A 17,355-nucleotide genomic window follows, 5' to 3' on the forward strand; every position below is an offset into this window, starting at 1 on the left:
TCCCTACCTGGACAGCCAGCCACCGTCGACGGCAAGAACGTGCCCGTTGACGTAGTCCGCCGCCGTGGATGCGAGGAACACCGCCGCGCCGACGACGTCCTCAGGCCGGCCCCAGCGACCGGCCGGAATGCGCTGCCGGATCGCGGTCTCGCGGCTCGGATCCGCCTGCAGTGCGGCGGTGTTGCCTGTACTGATGTACCCGGGCGCGATCGCGTTCACCTGTACCCCGGCCGGTCCCCATTCGTTGGCCAGTGCCCTGGTGAGCCCGGCCACGGCGTGCTTGCTGGCCGTGTAGGCGGGGACGGTGATCCCGCCCTGGAAGCTGAGCAGCGAGGCGATCGTGACGATCTTCCCCGTACCGCGCTTCGCCATCGCGGCGCCGACCGGCCGGGTCACCGCCCAGGTCGAGTTGAGGTTCACGTCGATCACGTGCTGCCAGTCGGCGGCCGTGGTCTCGGCCGCGGGCGCGCGGCGGATCGTGCCGGCGTTGTTGACCAGAATGTCGACGTTCCTATTGTCAACAATCTCCGTCGCGGCCCGTTCGACCGCGGCCGGATCTGCGAAGTCTGCGATCACCACCGTCGCGCCGCCGCCGCCGTTCTGCTTGATCGCCTCGAGGGTGTCCTCGAGCGCCGCGTCCCGGGCCATCAGGATCAGTTCGGCGCCGGCCGCGGCGTACCCGGCCGCGATCGCGGCGCCGATACCGCGTCGCGCTCCGGTGACCAGCGCCGTACGTCCTTCGAGACTGAACGACGTCACCGCAGATCCCGTACGTCGACACCGTCCATGTCGCCGAATGCCTGGTTCTCACCGGCCATCGCCCAGACGAAGCTGTACGACGACGTGCCGCAGCCGGAGTGGATCGACCAGCTCGGCGAGATGATCGTCTGCCGGTCCGCGACGAGCACGTGCCGGGTCTCCTCGGGTTCGCCGAGCAGGTGGACGATCCGCTCGGTCTCCGGCAGGCCGAAGTACAGGTAGCACTCGGTCCGCCGGTCGTGCGTGTGCGCGGGCATCGTGTTCCACGTACTGCCCGCGTGCAGCGTCGTCACCCCGAGCACGATCTGGCAGCTCCGCACGCCGTCGGCGTGGATGAACTGGTCGATGGTGCGGCGGTTCGCGGTCTGCTGGTCGCCCAGTTCGAGCCGGTTGCCCTCGCCGGGGTTCACCTGCGCGGTCGGGAAGTCCGTGTGCGCGGGAGCCGAGAACACGTAGTACGCCGCGTCGGGTCCTTCGAAGACGACCTCGCGGACGCCGCGCCCGACGTACAGGCAGGCGCCGGTGGTCAGCTCGTACTTGGTGCCGTCGGCGGTGACCGTACCGGGGCCGCCGACGTTGACGATCCCGGCCTCGCGGCGTTCGAGGAAGTACTCGCTGCGCAGCTCCGGATACGTGCCGAGCGTCAACGGTCCGTCGGTGGGACGGGCGCCGGCGAGCACGATCCGGTCGTGGTGGGTGAGCACCGCGGTGACGGTGCCGGGAACGAAGAGGTCCTCCACCAGGTAGTGGCGGCGCAGTGCTGCGGTGTCGAAGCCGGGCAGCTGCTCGGGATGGGTGGCGTGCCTGATCTGCAGAGTCACGGAACTAGGTTCTACGTCATGGAACCACTCGTCAAGCCTGGAACTCGGCCCAAGATTGTTCCGGGTTCCGTCTCTTGACACTCGGTTCTGTTCCATGGAACCTTCCAGTCACTCACCCCCATCGCCCCTGGGAGGATCCCCGATGACCGCTGTGGACTGGACGGTCCTGGTCGGCTACTTCGTGTTGATGGTGCTGATCGGGGTCTGGTCGCGCACCAAGATCAAGACCGTCGTGGACTACTTCACGACCGGCGGCCGGATCCCCTGGTGGCTGTCCGGCATCTCGCACCACATGTCCGGCTACAGCGCCGTCATGTTCGTCGCGTTCGCCGCGGTCGCGTACTCGTACGGAATCACCGTCTACGTCTGGTGGGCGATGACGATCGGGATCGGCGTCGGCATCGGCGCGTTCCTGTTCGCCGCCCGCTGGAACCGGCTGCGCGCGAAACACGGGGTCGTGTCGCCGCTGGAGTACCTCGCCCGCCGCTACAACCTGCCGACGCAACAGGCCCTGGCGTACTCGGGTGCCGCACTGAAGGTCGTCGACATCGCCTCCAAATGGGTCGCGATCGCCGTGCTGCTGAACGGCTTCACCGGCGTACCGATCCGGTGGGGGATCCTGCTGACCGGCGTGGTGACGATGCTGTACGCGACGCTCGGCGGGCTGTGGGCCGACGTACTCACCGACTTCGGGCAGTTCGTGATCCAGTTCGGGGCCGGGGTCGCGATGTTCGTCGGTGTCCTGCATCACCTGGACGGCGTACCCACGCTGTGGAAGATGTGGGACCAGTTGCCGGCCGGGCACGGTCACGCGCTCAACGGGCCGTACACGCCGGTCTTCCTGATCGCGTTCCTGTTCATCAAAACCTTTGAGTACAACGGCGGCATGTGGAACCTGGCGCAGCGCTACATGGCCGCGCCGTCCGGCTCCGCGGCGAAGCGATCCGCCTTGCTGTCCTCGGCGTTGTGGCTGGTCTGGCCGTTGATCCTGTTCATCCCGATGTGCGCGGCGCCGCTGCTGGTACACCCGGGCAAACCCGAGCAGTCGTACGTCGCGCTGTCCCAGCTGCTCTTGCCGAGCGGACTGATCGGCCTGGTGCTGGCCGGGTTCTTCTCGCACACGATGGCGATGGTGGCCTCCGACGCGAACGCGATCTCGTCGGTGATCACCCGCGACCTCGCACCAGTCCTCGTACCGCGCGTCCGCCGGCTGACCGACGGCGCGACGCTCCGGATGGCGCGGATCGTGACGTTCACGTTCGTCACGGTGAGCATGCTGATCGCGATCGCCACCAACGGCGAGGGGGTCGTACTGAAGATCGTCGTCGACCTGGTCGCCGCCACGATGGGGCCGATCGCGATCCCGTTGATGCTCGGGCTCTTGCCGTGGTTCCGGCGGAGCGGGTCGCGGGCGGCGCTGGCGTCCTGGGCGATCGGGTTGATCGCGTGGGCGATCGTCAAGTACGGCGTCGGATCCACCGACCAGACCCTGGTCGTCGCGTTGCCGTTGGCAACCTCTCTGGTCGTGTACGTCGGCCTCGGCCTGCTGCTGCCGGAGAACCGCGGGGACGTCGACGAGCTGGTCGACTCCCTGAACACCGATCCGGTCACCGCCCGCCCGGCGGCGGCCCTGTCCTGACACCGAATCCCAGGAGAAACTGCCAGATGCCGAACATCACCGTCGAACTGCTCTCCGGCCGCACCCTCGACCAGCGCCGCGAGTTCGTCGCCGCCGTCACCGACTCCGCCATCGCGATCCTCGGCGCCAAACGCGAGTCCGTCCGCATCGTCTTCACCGAAATCGAGAAAACCGACGTAGCCAACGGCGGCACCCTCGCCTCCGACACCTGACCGGTGCCCCGGAGGCGCCCTGGAGGCTCGGTCCCGGACCTCCAGGCCATCACAATCGCCCGTTCCGCCGCCCGCTGAGCGTGAACGCCGGTCGTTGCCGGCGATTGTGCTGGGCCTGGCGTCCGTTCGGTGGGATGGGAGGTGGGGTGGGGCGGGGGGCTACTAGGCTCGGTCGTATGCGAGTTGGTGTGTTTGGTGCGACGGGGCAGGTCGGCGGGGTTATGCGGGAGTTGCTGGTTGAGCGGCGCTTTCCGGTGGACGAGGTGCGGTTCTTCGCCTCGGCGCGGTCGGCCGGGACGAAACTGCCGTTCGGTGACCGGGAGATCGTGGTCGAGGACTCCGCGACGGCGGACTTCTCCGGGCTCGAGCTGGCCCTGTTCTCGAACGGGAAGACTGCCTCGAAGGAACTCGCTCCCAAGGTCGCCGCCGCGGGTGCGGTCGTGGTGGACAACTCGTCCGGCTGGCGGATGGACCCCGACGTACCGCTGGTCGTCTCCGAGGTGAACCCGGACGACCTGGACACGATCCCCAAGGGCATCGTCGCGAACCCGAACTGTACGACGATGGCCGCGATGCCGGTGCTCGCCCCGCTGCACCGCGCGGCCGGCCTCACCCGGCTGGTCGTCTCGACGTACCAGGCCGTCTCCGGCTCCGGCGGCGTCGGCGTCAGCGAGCTCGAGGACCAGGCCCGGGAACTGTCCGTGGCCGGCGGCAAGCTCGCCCGCGGTACCGAGGGCATCACGCTGCCCGAGCCCAAGGTGTACGCCGGGCCGATCGCGTTCAACGTGCTCCCGCTGGCCGGGTCGATCGTTGCCGACGGCACCGGCGAGACCGACGAGGAGCAGAAGCTCCGGAACGAGAGCCGCAAGATCCTGCACCTCCCGGACCTGCCGGTCGCCGGTACGTGCGTCCGGGTGCCGGTGTTCACAGGTCACTCGCTGAGCATCCACGCCGAGTTCGCCGAGCCGATCACGCCGGCGCAGGCGACCGAGCTGCTGCGGGAAGCGCCCGGAGTCGCGCTCGCCGACCTGCCGACGCCGCTGCTCGCCGCCGGCCAGGACCCGTCGTACGTCGGCCGCATCCGCCAGGACCAGTCGGTCACCGGCAACCGCGGCCTGGTCCTGTTCGTCTCGAACGACAACCTCCGCAAGGGCGCCGCCCTCAACGCCGTCCAGATCGCCGAACTGCTCGCCGCCCGCTGACATCCGTCACCCGCGTACCGAAGAACGGGTCGTCCTCAGCCCGGCATACCCGACCGTCGCCAGTCCGCCGCTCGGCTGGTACGGCAACCTGCGGCGCCGCGCCGACCACTGCCCGTTCTTCGGTACACCACCCAAACATTCTCTCGACGTCAAGAAGGTTGACATCGAGATAACTCGAGTCCACGATTGGTCCGTGGACTCCGAGACGCTGCACGCCTACGACACCGGTGCCGCCGAGTACGCGGACGACTGGGAAACCCAGCCCGCAGGCACTGACCTCCAGGACGCTGTCCGCAGGTACTTCGAGCTCGGGCGCACTGCGGACGTGGGGTCCGGCAGCGGGCGCGACACGGCCTGGCTGGTCGCCAACGGATTCGACGCGATCGGCATCGAACCGTCCGCCGGACTGCGTGCCGAGGCTGCTCGCCGGCATCCGGAGGTCGAGTTCCACGACACCGCGTTGCCCGAGCTCGACGGGGTCGCCGCGAACAGCTTCACGAACGTGCTGTGCGAGACCGTTCTCATGCACCTCGAGCCCGCCGCAGTCGGCCCGGCTGTACGGCGCCTCGTCGACATCCTCAAGCCAGGCGGCGTCCTCTACCTGACGTGGCGCGTCTCCGCGACCGACCAGCGCGACGACGCCGGCCGCCTGTACGCCGCCGTCGACGAGCTGGTCGTGAAGAACGCGCTGGCCGCGTGTGACCTGCTCGTCGACGAGCAGGTCACCAGCGCAAGCTCAGGCCGTACGATCCATCGAATCGTCGCGCGAAAGCATCAGCAGCGGTAGAAGTCCTTTGTGTAAACGCCGTTCTCCGCGGTGAGGGTGTGGTCGAAGCAGCCGTGGCCGATCGAGCGGTACCGGACGGTCTGGGTCCCGGTGGCGTGGCGTTGGTCCCGCGGTACGCCGTAGATCCAGGACGCGCGGCCGTCGTACGTCTCGGTCGTGGTGAGCCTCGGCGTCCGGATCGTGTCGTGGATCTTCAGATCGGTGACGACGTCGTACCCACCCGGAATCGTTGCGTTGGGCAAGAACGTGAGGACGCCGTTCTTCCCGTAGTCGAGGTCGGTGCGGTTGACGCGGCCGTTGCTGATCGTGGTCTCGGTGTCACGCCAGTTCGCGTCGAGGGCGTCGCGGGATTCGCCCGCGTCCCACGTGTGCTTGGAGACGTTGCTCAGGTCGCGCTGCACGGTGGTGCGGATCCGTCCGGCCGACGTGTCCACGTACCCGCTGATCTTCAAAGTGCGGGACGCGGTCGAGTTGACGGAGCCGGCCTCGTTCGGGGCGCCGGTGACGTCGTCGGTCTTGGCGAGTGGGCCGACGGCGTACGACGTGAGGCTGCCGGTGGTCTGCGCGCGGTGGGCGTCGGTCCAGACGTGCAGGTTCGGTACGGTGAACCACCCCGACTGGCCCGCCGGTACGCCGTCGACGTGGATGCGGAACTCGTGCGGCTTGCCGTCGGCGAGCAGCCCCGCGAAAGGCGTGAGGTCGTACGTCACCGGCTTGATGTCGAACGCACGGGGCGCGGGGGACGGGCGCCACTCGTACGGGTTCGACCAGCCGCCGGTGTAGATGTACGGGTACGGCAGCGCGATGCCCGCGAGTTTGCCGTCGATGCTCACGTCGACCTCGCGGTAAGGCGAACCGTCAGGGCAGGAGTACCCGGTCTCGGCCGGTGCGGACGTGTCCCAGAACTCCTCGCAGCCGCCGCCTGATCCGGTGACGTAGACCTCGCCGAGGACGCGGGTCGTGTTCTTCGGCAGCGTCGCCGTACCCCGCAGGTCCGCGCCGTCGCGGGTCTGGTCCTGGAGCGGGAGCACTTCGTCGGCCGTGTGCGCAGCGGGCGTGTGGCGGTCGGTGGTGTAGAAGTCGAGCGTGACGGTGATGTCGAGGACACCGGTGTAGGTGTTGTCGACGACGTTGCCGAGTTCCATCACGACGGGCTGCGGTGATCTCAGCAGCGGGCTGTACGACGTGACGTCCTTCTCCACGTTCCACTTGATGCCGTCGGTGCTCGGCTCGGGGGTCGACGTCCGGAAGACGCCGACGCCGCCGATGGTGAGGTGCCCGAGGCGGTCGTACTGCACGCCCTTCACCGCGCCGTGCATACGTAGCACGACCTTCGACCACGGCCCCTCGCAGCCGGCCGGCGGGGTGTACGTCGACTGGTACGGGTCGAAGTTGCGGAACTGGTTGCGGACGATCTGCACCTCGCAGTGCTTGGTGTGCGGTACGGCGACCGCCGGGGCGGGCGTCCGCGGATCGTCGTAGTCCGAGCCGAACTCCGGCGGCGGTGTCACCGCCCGGGCCGGAACGCCGATCGCGAGGAGCAGGACGGATAGTGAGGCGGTTACCACCGACCGTATGCGCATGTTGCGGAAACGTAATGGAGAAGGTTCAGCCGGGCAAGCGAGTGGCATGGTCACCGATGAGGATTGCTATTACCCTCCGGTTAACTTGACCCCCTTTGGAGGCCAGCCATGACTGTTGCCGATCCCGGCCAGCTCGCACTGCTCAGCAACCGCAAGGGCACCATGGCCCAGATGTTCCTGGACCGGGTGGAAGCGACGCCGGAGCGCGAGGCGTTCCGGTTCCCGCGCGGGGAGGCCTGGACGTCGGTGACCTGGCGGGAGACCGAGGCGCTCACCCGCCGGCGGGCCGCGGGGCTGATCGCGCTCGGAGTCGAACCGGAGCAGCGGGTCGGGATCGCCGCGAACACCCGAATCGAGTGGATCGAGTGCTACCTGGCCGCCGTACTCGCGGCCGCCGCGACGACGACGATCTACCCGTCGACGATCTCCGCGGACGTGGCGTTCATCGTGGCCGATGCCGACCTCCAGGTGGTGTTCGCCGAGGACGCGGGACAGGTCGACAAGCTCCGCGAGCACCGGTCGGAGACACCGTCGCTGCGCAAGATCGTGCTGCTGGACGGGACGCCGGAGGAGAAGGACGGCGACTGGGTGATCGGGCTCGGCCAGCTGGACATGCTCGGCGACGAGTACCTCGCCGGACATCCGTCGGCTGTCGACGATCGGATTGTCGGCATCAAACCGGACACCTTGTGCACGCTGATCTACACGTCGGGTACGACCGGACGCCCGAAGGGTGTGCGGTTGCCGCACTCGGTCTGGACGTACGAAGGCGCCGCGGTCGAGGGGATGCAGGTGCTGTCGCCGGACGACCTGCAGTTCCTCTGGCTGCCGTTGTCGCACGTGTTCGGGCAGGTGCTGCTCGCCGTCCAGTGCCAGATCGGGTTCGCGACCGCGGTCGACGGGCGGATCGACAAGATTGTCGACAATGCGGCGATCGTGCAGCCGACGTTCATGGCGGCGGCGCCGCGGATCTTCGAGAAGGCGCACGCGCGGATCAAGACGATGATCCAGTCCGAGGGCGGCGCGCGGGCGCGGTTGTTCGACTGGGCCTTCGGCGTCGGCGCCCGGGTTTCGGAGCTGCGGCAGGCGGGGCGGGAGCCGTCAGGTCTGCTCGGTGCGCAGTACGCGGCGGCGGACCGGCTGGTGTTGTCGAAGATCCGCGCGCGGTTCGGTGGGCGGATCCGGTTCTTCGTTTCCGGTTCGGCCGCGTTGGACAAGAAGCTCGCGGAATGGTTCCACGCCGCCGGTCTGCTGATCCTCGAGGGCTACGGCTTGTCGGAGACGTCAGCAGGCTCGACGCTGAACCGGCCGACGCAGTACCGGCTGGGCAGTGTCGGTCCGGCGTTCCCGGGGACGTCGTTCAAGATCGCCGAGGACGGCGAGGTGCTGATCAAAGGCGACGGCGTGATGAGCGGGTACCACAACCAGCCTGCCCAGACCGCCGAGGTGATCGACGCCGACGGCTGGTTCCACACCGGCGACATCGGCCACTTCGAGGACGAGTTCCTCTTCATCACCGACCGTAAGAAGGACCTGTTCAAGACCTCAGGCGGCAAGTACGTCGCCCCGCAGGTGATCGAGGGCCGGTTCAAGACCATCTGCCCGTACGCCGGCCAGTTCATCGTCCACGGCAACCTGCGCAACTTCGTCTCCGCGCTGGTCACGCTGGACCCCGATGCGATCGAGGGCTGGGCAGCCGCGAACGGCCTGGCCGGCAAGCCGTACGCGGAGATAGTCACCTCGGACGCCGCCCGGGCGATGGTCCAAGGCTACGTCGACGAACTCAACGCCGGCCTCAACCGCTGGGAAACCATCAAGAAGTTCACCATCCTCGACCGCGACCTGACTGTCGAGTCCGGCGAAATGACCCCCAGCCTCAAACTGAAACGCAAACACGTCGAAACCCAGTACGCCGACATCCTCGACAAGATGTACAAGTAGTCAACGGGCGAGGAACTTGCGGATCGTGTCGACGTAGTGTGCTGGTTCCTCTTCGTTGATCGAGTGGGCTGCGTGGTGGAAGATCTCCAGGGTTGCCTGGGGGAGGCGGGCCGCGAGGTCGCGGGGGATGTCGAAGCCGACCTGGCGGTCCCAGAGGGCGGCGAGGATGAGGGTCGGGACGTCCAGGGCGGCGAGGTCGTCCACCAGTTCGGCGCGTTCGTTGCCGACCAGGGCCATCGCCACCTCCATGTTCGGCGGCGGCGCGTTCTGGTCGTCGGGCGGGATGTTGGCCGGGTCGTGGTAGAAGAACGCGGCCGCGTTCGCGCTCTGGGAGATCGCGCCGAGGGCGGCGATCGTCCGTTCCATCGGCTCGGTGATGCCGTCGAGCTGGGCGCGCAACGCGGTCCGCTCGGGGTCGGTCAGGATCGGGTCGACCGCGGCCGGGCGCATCGTCCACAGACCGGGGTGCAGCGGGTCGGCGATCGGCGGTGCCTGCAGTACCAGGCGGTCCACGTGGTTGCTGTGGGCAACGGCGTACTCGGCCGCCAGCAGGCACCCGAACGACACGCCCCACGGGACGATCCGCTCGACGCCCAGCGCCGTACGCAACTCGTCGAGGTCGGCGACCAGCTGTTCCATCGTGTACGTCGACGCATCGGACGGGCGCTCCGACCGCCCGCACCCGCGCTGGTCGTAGAACACCACCGGAGTCACCTCCGCGAGCGCATCCCCGACCGACTGCTCGACACTGTACGAACTCTCACCCGGCCCACCGTGCAGCAACACCAGCGGTACGCCGCCGTGCGCCGCCCCGCTCACCCGCACCCAATGCTGGACCCCACCGGCGGACATCATCCGCACCCCATCGCTCACCATGCGGCGCACGATACGTGACAGTGGTGCCGACCGCCCGCCCCAGCACGAACATCGCGCAACGTGGTCATTGGTTGAGGTAGGTGAGGACGGCCAGCACCCGCCGGTTGTCCGTGTCGCTGGCCGGGAGGTCCAGCTTGGTGAAGATGCCGGCGATGTGCTTGGTCACCGCGCTGGTGGACAGCGACAGCTGCCGGCCGATGGCGGCGTTCGAGCGGCCGGCGGCCATCAGCTCCAGGACGTCGCGTTCGCGGGGCGTGAGGCCGGTGGTGCGGCCGCGGGCGTCGCCCCGGGTGAGGAGTTTGGCGACGACCTGCGGGTCCATCGCCGTACCACCGCCGGCGACCGACCGGACCGCGTCGACGAACTGTTCGGTGTTGAACACCCGGTCCTTCAGCAGGTACCCGACTCCGCCGGCCCCGTCCGCCAGGAGCTCCCGCGCGTACAACTGTTCGACGTACTGCGACAACACCAGCACCGGGAACGCGGGCCGGAGCCGCCGCGCCTCGATCGCCGCCTGCAGCCCCTCGTCGGTGAACGACGGTGGCAGCCGTACGTCGACGACCGCGACGTCGGCCTCCTCCGCGGCCAGCGCCCGCTGCAGCGACGGGCCGTTGTCGACCGCGGCGACGACCGTGAATCCGTGCTCGGTCAGCGTCCGGACCAACCCGTCCCGGAGCAGGAACTGGTCCTCCGCCAGCACTACGCGGATCTGATCGCGCACGGAACCTCCAACCGAACGTTGGTCGGACCACCAACCGGACTGTGCACCGCAACCGTCCCGTCGAACACGGCCAGCCGCGACGCGATGCCGCGCAACCCGCTGCCGCGGATCGGATCGGCGCCGCCCGGACCGTCGTCGGCCACCGTGCAGTGGAGTACGCCGTTCGCGTAGGACAGCGTGACCGATGCCGTCGTACCGGCGTGCTTCGCGACGTTGGCGAGCAGCTCGTTGACGGCGAAGTACACCGCCGACTCCACCGGCAGCGACGGGCGTCCGGGGAGATCGGCGACGACGTCCGCGTCGACCAGCGAGTCGAGCGCCAGCGCGCGGATCGCGTCGGCGAGGCCGCGGTCGGCTAGCACCGGCGGATGGACGCCGCGGACCAGATCGCGCAGCTCGTCGAGGGCCTTCGACGACGCGTCCCGGGCCGCGACCACCAGCTTCCGCGCGGCGTCCGGGTCCTGGTCGAACAGCCGGTCGGCGTTGCTGAGACTCATGCCGAGGGCAACCAATCGGGCCTGGGCGCCGTCGTGCAGGTCGCGTTCGATCCGGCGCAGCTCGGCGGCCTGGGCGTCGACGGTGTCGGCGCGGTTCTCGGTCAGCGTCTCGACGCGCCTGCTCAGGCGCTCCGCGCGGGACGGGCCGAGCAGCCCACCGGACCAGCGGGCGCGCAGCCGGAGCAACGGCGGGCCGATGTACAGCCCGAGCGCGATCAGCGCGACGCCGAACGGGATCGCGGCGAGCGCGGTCCCGGTCGAGGTGACGTGGATGACGCCGTACGAGTTGGAGCCGCCGGCCCGCTCGTTCGCCTGCCACACGAACGGCTGCACGATCACGCCGTACACCCCGAACAGCGGCATCCCGATCGCGAGCGCGGTCGCCCAGCTCCCGATGATCGGGTCGAGGAACGCCCAGACGACGTCCCGCCAGGTACTGCGTGCCTTGAGCAGTTGAGCCGTCCCGGCCTCAGCGCCGTACGGTCGCTGCACCTCGACACCGGCCCGACGGACCAGAGACCGGGCCAGGTCCGCGACCCGGCGTAGCAAAGCGACCGCCGGCGGGAACAGGAACCGACCCACGCCGACCAGGACGAGGACAGCACTCACGAGGACGCAGACGGCTGCGAGCACCCCCGCGACCGAGATCACCATGACCGCCAGCGCCCGCAGCGGGGTGGTGAGTCGCGCCCTCATCGCAGTGCCCCCTTCCGCCGGACGAGCCCGGCTCCGAGCAGGCCGGTCGCGGCCGCGGCGCAGAGCCAGGCGAACAGGTCGCCGACCACACCGTAGACGGTCCGGGTGCCATGGGTGGGGACGTAGACCACCATGCTCTGCTGGGGTGTGCTGAAGTAGTCGGTTCGCGCGAGGGGTACGCCGTACGCGTCGGTGCTGATGGCGAGACCGCCGCTGGTCTGGCGGACGAGGGCGTAGCCGTTCTCGACGGCGCGGAAGACCGCGTTGCGGGCGTGGATGCGTTCGACGCCGCGCCAGTCGTTCGACGGGACGAACATCACGTCGGCGCGGGTCCGCAGCGTGCTGGGGAAGTCGGCGTCGAAGCAGATCACGTTGGCGAGCCGGCCGTACGGCGTCGACGTCACCGGGACCCTGCCGTCGCCGGGCTTCAGGTCCTCCAGGCCCGGGACCGGGTGCGCCTTGTCGTACGTCGAGAGCACCTGTCCGTCGGGGGAGACGAGCACGGCGAGGTCCCGGGAGTGCGGCCGTCCGGTGCGCATCACGGCGACCCCGAGGTCGAGGTAGATGTGGTTGTCCCGGGCAACGTTCCGGGCGGCGGCCAGGAACGCCGGGTAGTCGGGCTCGAGGACGGCTGCGCCGGCCTCCGGCCAGGCGACGATCTTCGCGCCGCCGGACGCCTCCCGGCGAGTCTGGGCGAAGAGGTCGTCGTTCAGCGCGGCGTAGGCTTCGGCGGGACGGCCGGCGAGCTGCCGTTTGCGGTCCTCGGCGGCTTGGGAGACGCTCACGCCGGCGACGCGGACGAGTTCTCCGTGGGCCGGGGCCGCGGCGAGCCGGAGACCGCCACCGAGCAGGACCAGGCCGAGGACCGAGGCGTACGCCGCCGCCGGACGGGCCCCGCGGCGCTCCAGCAGCAGGTTCGCGACCGGAGCCGCCCACGCCATCAGGAAGCTGATGCCGTAGATGCCGGTCACCGAGACCAGTTGCAGTAGCGGGAGGTTCGTCGACTGGCTGGTACCCAACGGGCCGAAGATCGTCCCCAGCGGACTCGTCGACGCGATCAGGAACTCCACCGCCACACGCGCGGCCGGGAACACCAGCGTCCCGAGGAGCGGACCCAGCCGCGCGGCGACCAGCCGGTCAGCCAGCAACGGCAGGCTCAGCAGCACGCTCAGCACGAGGCACCCGACCAGGATCGCCGCCGTGCCACTCTGTCCGGCAGCGGCCACGCCGAGCACTGTCGAAGCCGCCGACCCCAGGCATACCCACAGGAAGCCCGCCAGCACGCCGCTGGCGCGGGTGAACCGCATCAGACACACCGAGAACACCCACCCGGCGACCGCTATCGACCAGGTCGTGTTGGTCCCGACCACGCCGAGACCAGCACCGGCCAGCAACCACAACCACTTTCGCCACCCACTGCTCAGATTGTCCATACCTCTGAGCCTCGCCGTCGCCGGCCGCGTACGGACTGCCGTTCCCTCCCCAGCTACCTGCAGTTTTGTCTACCCCAGGGCGAGCTCCCTGGCGTGTTTGCCGGTGGTGAGGGATTGACCCTGGTCGATCATTTGTTCGGCGAGGCGGTCCACTGCCTTGGAGAAGGCGTCGGAGTTTTCCGGGTCCCAGTCGGCGAGGTGGTCGAGCATCCAGACGCGGAAGGCGCCGACGAAACGCTGGAACATTTCCAGGCCGAGGGTAGTGAAGCGGTAGTGGCCGAGGGTTTCGGACAAGTAGCCGTCGGCAACCAACTGGGTGGCGAGCGGTTCCAGGACGCCGGGCGGCATCCGCAGGTCGCCGGTGATCTCGGCGAGGGTGGCCGAGCCGGACTCGGCGCCGCCGCGGAAGACCCGCATGATCATCCAGGCCTGCGCGGCGTTCAACGGCAGTCCGGACTGGGCGAGGACCTCGGGTGCCGGGTTGCGTTTGTGGTGCCGTACGACCAGCGCCGCGAGCTTCTGCAGTTCGTGTTCGGAGTCGAACGAGGCCGGTGCCGCGAAGTTCTCGCCGACATCGGACGCGGCCATCCGCGCGGTGTCCCGGAGCGGAACCTCCTTCAGCAGCAGGGCGGTGACGAAACCGAGCCCGGCCACCGGGACCGCCCACAGGAACACGACATGCAGCGAGTCCGCGTACGCCGCGGTGATCACCGACCGAGCCGCATCCGGCAGCGAACGGACGCCCGCGACCGTCGCCGCCACCGTGGGATCGACCTGCGCGGTCTGTACCGCGACGCCGAGCTTCTCCGGCAACTGGTGTGCGTAGATCGACCCGAACACCGCGACGCCGAACGAGCTGCCCATCGTCCGCAGGAAGCTCACCCCGGAGGTCGCGACGCCGAGGTCCGCGTAGTCGACGGTGCTCTGGACGACGACGGTCGGCACCGGCATGCACGCGCCGACGCCGAGCCCGAGGACGACCATGAAGCCGGCGGTCTCGACGTACGACGTGCTGTTGTCCAGCAGCGAGAGCAGGTACAGCCCGACGCCGATGAGGATCGTGCCGACGATCGGGAACAGCCGGTACCGCCCGCTCTTGCTGATGATCTGCCCGACCACGACCGACGCGACGAGCAGGCCGCAGACCAGCGGCAGCATCTGCAGCCCGGACTCGGTCGCCGAGGCGCCGTGCACGAACTGCAGGTACGTCGGCAGGTACGTCACCCCGCCGAGCATCGCGAACCCGATGATGAAGCTCATGATCGAGCACACCGTGAACACCGGTGAGCGGAACAGCCGCAACGGCAGCAACGGTTCCGCCGCGCGTCGTTCCGCGACCACGAACAGTCCGAGCGCGAGCACGGAGCCGACCGCCATCGCGATGATCACGGTCGACGTCCAGGCGTACTCGTTCCCGCCCCAGGTGGTGACGAGGGTGAGTCCGGTCGCGGCGATCCCGATGAACAGGATCCCGAGGTAGTCGATCTTCGGCCCGACCGCGGCCTTCACCGACGGAAGGGTGATCGAGGCAACGATCAGCACGATGATGCCGAGCGGCAGGTTGACGTAGAACGCCCACCGCCAGCTCAGGTGGTCGACGAACAGCCCGCCGAGCAGCGGCCCGGCGACCGTCGACACCCCGAACACCGAACCCATCACGCCCTGGTACCGGCCGCGTTCGCTGAGCGGTACGACATCCGCGATCACGGCCATCGCGGTGACCATCAGGCCGCCGGCGCCGAGGCCCTGGATCGCCCGCGAGCCGACCAGCCAGAGCATCGAGTGCGACATCCCGCAGAGCGCGGAACCGGCCAGGAACAGTACGACGCTGAGCAGGAACATCGGTTTGCGCCCGTACAGGTCGCCGAACTTCCCGATCAGCGCGGTCATGATCGTCTCGGCGAGCAGGTACGACGTCACCACCCAGGACAGGTGGTTGGCGCCGCCGAGGTCGCTGACGATGGTCGGCAGTGCGGTCGCCACGATCGTCTGGTCGAGGGCCGCGAGCAACATTCCGAGCATGATCGCCACCACGACCGCGTTCCGGGTGGCACGTCCGACAGGCTGAGCCGCGGTCTCCATGAGCCGAATGTAACCGTCTCAGCACTTTCTGCTAGACAGAAACTGCTGCGATCGGATGAAAAGCTGGGTACGGGCGGTGTGTGGAGCCGCCCGTACCCAGGTCTGTTGGCGAGCTACTTCATCGGGGCATCAGGTCGACGGCGCGACCCTGCGACGGGGCCGCCGTGACGTCGAGCGGGGTGCTCGTCGCACCGGCGACGATGTTCCCGCCGCTGACGATCATGTTGAGGTGGCTCTGCGAGAGGTCGATGTCGACGGTCGCGCCGGTGTCGTTCGGCGAGGTCGACTCGAGGTCGCTCAGCGTGATGGCGAGGCCGAGGGTGTGACCCTTCAGCACCATCACGTCCTGGGCCCGGAGCGGGAGGGTTACGGTCCGCCATTCGCCGGGGGTGAGCGGCGTCGGGTTGCTGAGCGAGTCACTGTGCGCGGCGTCGAGCCAGCCGCGGCCGATCACACCGTAGTTCGAGACCTCGGTCTGCTTCCGGACGTCGATGTAGCAGGCGTCGTCGGCTACTGTCGATTCGCCCCAGCAGCTTTCGGTGTTGGTGTTCTTCATCTTGAGGTACCGGGTAGCGCGTCCGTAGTCGATCAGACGACCGCTGATCGGCGTGGTGGTCTTGTCAGCCTTGATGCGCAAAGTGAGCGTCGGCGTACCACTGATCCGGACTGTGTGGGCCAGCGGCGCCGAAAGGAACATCTGGCGACCACTCATCTTCTGCTGCGGCGTTCCGACGATGTCCGACTCCTTGAGCTTCAGGTTGTCGACCAGGCCGACGGTGCCGCCGGCGTTCGATCCGAGCGCACCCTCGGACAGCGGTACTGACGTCGTAGGCACGTTCTCCGGCCAGATGTTGTAGTCCGTCCACATGTCGGGCGCGGTCTCCACGGATGCGGTCGGCTCGCTCATGACACCGTTCTGGATGCCCATGAGCCAGTAGTCGAACCACTTGTGGAGCTCTGCCACCCAGGCATCCCGACGGAAGTCGAACGGGTCGACGTGGTCTTCCATGCTGAGCCAGAGCTTCCGCGGCACCTGGTTCTTGCTCAGCACGTCCCACCACTGACTGAAGTGCTTGGTTTCGACGTTGTAGTCGCTGAGCCCGTGGACAACGAAGACGCTGGCCTTGACCTTGCTCGCGTCCTTCACGTAGTCGCGGTCGGCCCAGAACGACGTGTAGTTGCCGGTTTCGTCGGCGTCGTTGGCCGCCAGTTGGTCCCGCAAGGCGTTGCATGCGGGCACGTCGTGTCCGACAAGACCGCCCAGTCTCTTCATGTAGTCGCGGAAGTACGGCACGCCGTTGGAACGGGTGTAGTCGTACCAGGTGGAGATCGCGGAGATCGGGACAATGGTCTTCAAGCCGTCGACGCCGGTCGAGGCGACGGCGTTGGCGAGCGTTCCGTCGTACGACTTGCCGATCATCCCCACCGCGCCGGTCGTCCAGTCAGCGGTGACCGGCGTTCCGTCGAGGGTCTTGGCGGTGTTGCGGCCGTTGAGCCAATCGATGACCGCGACGACCGACGCCACTTCGGTGGGCCCACCGACGTCACCACAACCGGACGAGCGCGATGTCCCAAGGACGTCGACCTGTACAACGCCGTAGCCTCGCGGAACGAAGTAGTTGTCGTAGAACAACGGCATCTTGCTGATGACGCCGTTGCTGTCGTACGCCTTGGTCTCGCTCTCGTTTCCGCGTCCGCAGCACTGGTAGTACGGCGAAGCGTCCATGATGACGGGGACCTTGACGCCGGCCGCGACTGCTTCGCGCGGCCTGATGATGTCAACGGTGACCGTGTCATGAACACCGTCGGAATCGGTGTCCATGGTCGTGTCGACCTTGATGGACTCGTGGACCGCGTTGGCGTACGAGTACGTCGGGGTGGTCTCGGCGGCGGAGGCCGCCATGGCGGTCTTGACGGGTGCGGACGCACCGGGGACGGATGTAGGTCCTGCGAATGCGGCCGGTACGCCGGCACCGACGGAAGCGGTGACCAGTCCACCGACCGTCGCGAGCCCAGCGAGCAGCATGCGGCTACGTGACAACGAATTACTCCTTCGGGGGCACTTGAGCTGGCCGCCAGCTCCTTCACGCTCAGCGATGAAGGGCT

14 protein-coding genes are annotated in these 17,355 nt (G+C 68.4%); 5 read left to right on the forward strand and 9 right to left on the reverse strand.

Going from position 1 to position 17,355, the window contains the following annotated elements; genetic code table 11:
* Positions 1–3 precede the first annotated feature (3 nt).
* Both ACFYRU_RS32380 and kduI read right to left on the reverse strand, forming a co-directional pair.
* Positions 4–759: an SDR family oxidoreductase gene (locus ACFYRU_RS32380; RefSeq protein WP_387665638.1), complete on the reverse strand. Its 756-nt coding sequence runs from the start codon at positions 757–759 to the stop codon at positions 4–6.
* Complete coding sequence (gene kduI, locus ACFYRU_RS32385; RefSeq protein WP_387665640.1) at positions 756–1,580, reverse strand: 5-dehydro-4-deoxy-D-glucuronate isomerase; 825 nt, start codon at positions 1,578–1,580, stop codon at positions 756–758. Before kduI ends, ACFYRU_RS32380 begins: the two co-directional genes overlap by 4 nt.
* A 142-nt stretch (positions 1,581–1,722) precedes the next feature.
* Here kduI and ACFYRU_RS32390 point away from each other — a divergent pair, with 142 nt between their 5' ends.
* The 4 genes from ACFYRU_RS32390 (at position 1,723) to ACFYRU_RS32405 (ending at position 5,420) form a co-directional block, all read left to right on the forward strand.
* Complete coding sequence (locus ACFYRU_RS32390; RefSeq protein WP_387665642.1) at positions 1,723–3,219, forward strand: sodium:solute symporter family protein; 1,497 nt, start codon at positions 1,723–1,725, stop codon at positions 3,217–3,219.
* A gap of 26 nt (positions 3,220–3,245) precedes the next feature.
* Positions 3,246–3,431, forward strand: coding sequence for a tautomerase family protein (locus ACFYRU_RS32395; RefSeq protein ID WP_387665645.1), 186 nt, complete (start codon positions 3,246–3,248; stop codon positions 3,429–3,431).
* A 176-nt stretch (positions 3,432–3,607) separates the two neighbouring features.
* Positions 3,608–4,633 carry an aspartate-semialdehyde dehydrogenase gene (locus tag ACFYRU_RS32400; RefSeq protein WP_387665647.1) on the forward strand — a complete coding sequence of 342 codons (1,026 nt, stop codon included), beginning with the start codon at positions 3,608–3,610 and terminating at the stop codon, positions 4,631–4,633.
* Between the two features lie 193 nt (positions 4,634–4,826).
* The gene (locus ACFYRU_RS32405) at positions 4,827–5,420 is read left to right on the forward strand and encodes a class I SAM-dependent methyltransferase (RefSeq protein ID WP_387665650.1); all 594 of its coding nucleotides are present in this window, start codon (positions 4,827–4,829) and stop codon (positions 5,418–5,420) included.
* On the opposite strand, the gene ACFYRU_RS32410 is transcribed toward ACFYRU_RS32405, so the two are convergent.
* The gene (locus ACFYRU_RS32410) at positions 5,408–7,003 is read right to left on the reverse strand and encodes a peptide-N4-asparagine amidase (protein WP_387665652.1); all 1,596 of its coding nucleotides are present in this window, start codon (positions 7,001–7,003) and stop codon (positions 5,408–5,410) included. The genes ACFYRU_RS32405 and ACFYRU_RS32410 overlap by 13 nt on opposite strands.
* 108 nt (positions 7,004–7,111) lie before the next feature.
* On the opposite strand from ACFYRU_RS32410, the gene ACFYRU_RS32415 reads away from it, so the two are divergent.
* Entirely contained in the window at positions 7,112–8,944 is a 1,833-nt protein-coding gene (locus ACFYRU_RS32415) for an AMP-dependent synthetase/ligase (RefSeq protein ID WP_387665655.1), read from the forward strand.
* Here ACFYRU_RS32415 and ACFYRU_RS32420 read toward each other — a convergent pair whose 3' ends face one another.
* The 6 genes from ACFYRU_RS32420 to ACFYRU_RS32445 form a co-directional block, all read right to left on the reverse strand.
* Positions 8,945–9,820, reverse strand: coding sequence for an alpha/beta fold hydrolase (locus tag ACFYRU_RS32420; RefSeq protein WP_387665658.1), 876 nt, complete (start codon positions 9,818–9,820; stop codon positions 8,945–8,947).
* Positions 9,821–9,884: 64 nt separating this feature from the next.
* Positions 9,885–10,529: a response regulator gene (locus tag ACFYRU_RS32425; RefSeq protein ID WP_387666071.1), complete on the reverse strand. Its 645-nt coding sequence runs from the start codon at positions 10,527–10,529 to the stop codon at positions 9,885–9,887.
* Positions 10,520–11,734 (reverse strand): sensor domain-containing protein, encoded by a 1,215-nt coding sequence (locus tag ACFYRU_RS32430; protein ID WP_387665660.1) that lies wholly within the window; start codon positions 11,732–11,734, stop codon positions 10,520–10,522. The genes ACFYRU_RS32425 and ACFYRU_RS32430 overlap by 10 nt, the downstream gene beginning before the upstream one ends.
* A complete protein-coding gene (locus tag ACFYRU_RS32435) occupies positions 11,731–13,167 on the reverse strand; it encodes a nitrilase-related carbon-nitrogen hydrolase (RefSeq protein ID WP_387665663.1) in 1,437 nt (478 codons plus the stop codon). Before ACFYRU_RS32435 ends, ACFYRU_RS32430 begins: the two co-directional genes overlap by 4 nt.
* A 69-nt stretch (positions 13,168–13,236) precedes the next feature.
* Positions 13,237–15,249 (reverse strand): DHA2 family efflux MFS transporter permease subunit, encoded by a 2,013-nt coding sequence (locus ACFYRU_RS32440; protein WP_387665666.1) that lies wholly within the window; start codon positions 15,247–15,249, stop codon positions 13,237–13,239.
* A 118-nt stretch (positions 15,250–15,367) separates the two neighbouring features.
* A complete protein-coding gene (locus tag ACFYRU_RS32445; protein WP_387665668.1) occupies positions 15,368–17,290 on the reverse strand; it encodes a Xaa-Pro dipeptidyl-peptidase in 1,923 nt (640 codons plus the stop codon).
* Positions 17,291–17,355 lie beyond the last annotated feature (65 nt).

The organism is Kribbella sp. NPDC004536 (assembly GCF_042873835.1).
Taxonomy (GTDB): domain Bacteria; phylum Actinomycetota; class Actinomycetes; order Propionibacteriales; family Kribbellaceae; genus Kribbella.

Excerpts from the sequence above, each read along its gene's own strand:
- ACFYRU_RS32390 (WP_387665642.1), top strand. The coding sequence starts at position 1,723 with ATGACCGCTGTGGACTGGACGGTCCTGGTCGGCTACTTCGTGTTGATG.
- ACFYRU_RS32395 (WP_387665645.1), top strand. The coding sequence starts at position 3,246 with ATGCCGAACATCACCGTCGAACTGCTCTCCGGCCGCACCCTCGACCAG.
- ACFYRU_RS32400 (WP_387665647.1), top strand. The coding sequence starts at position 3,608 with ATGCGAGTTGGTGTGTTTGGTGCGACGGGGCAGGTCGGCGGGGTTATG.
- ACFYRU_RS32410 (WP_387665652.1), bottom strand. The coding sequence starts at position 7,003 with ATGCGCATACGGTCGGTGGTAACCGCCTCACTATCCGTCCTGCTCCTC.
- ACFYRU_RS32415 (WP_387665655.1), top strand. The coding sequence starts at position 7,112 with ATGACTGTTGCCGATCCCGGCCAGCTCGCACTGCTCAGCAACCGCAAG.
- ACFYRU_RS32420 (WP_387665658.1), bottom strand. The coding sequence starts at position 9,820 with ATGGTGAGCGATGGGGTGCGGATGATGTCCGCCGGTGGGGTCCAGCAT.
- ACFYRU_RS32430 (WP_387665660.1), bottom strand. The coding sequence starts at position 11,734 with ATGAGGGCGCGACTCACCACCCCGCTGCGGGCGCTGGCGGTCATGGTG.
- ACFYRU_RS32435 (WP_387665663.1), bottom strand. The coding sequence starts at position 13,167 with ATGGACAATCTGAGCAGTGGGTGGCGAAAGTGGTTGTGGTTGCTGGCC.
- ACFYRU_RS32440 (WP_387665666.1), bottom strand. The coding sequence starts at position 15,249 with ATGGAGACCGCGGCTCAGCCTGTCGGACGTGCCACCCGGAACGCGGTC.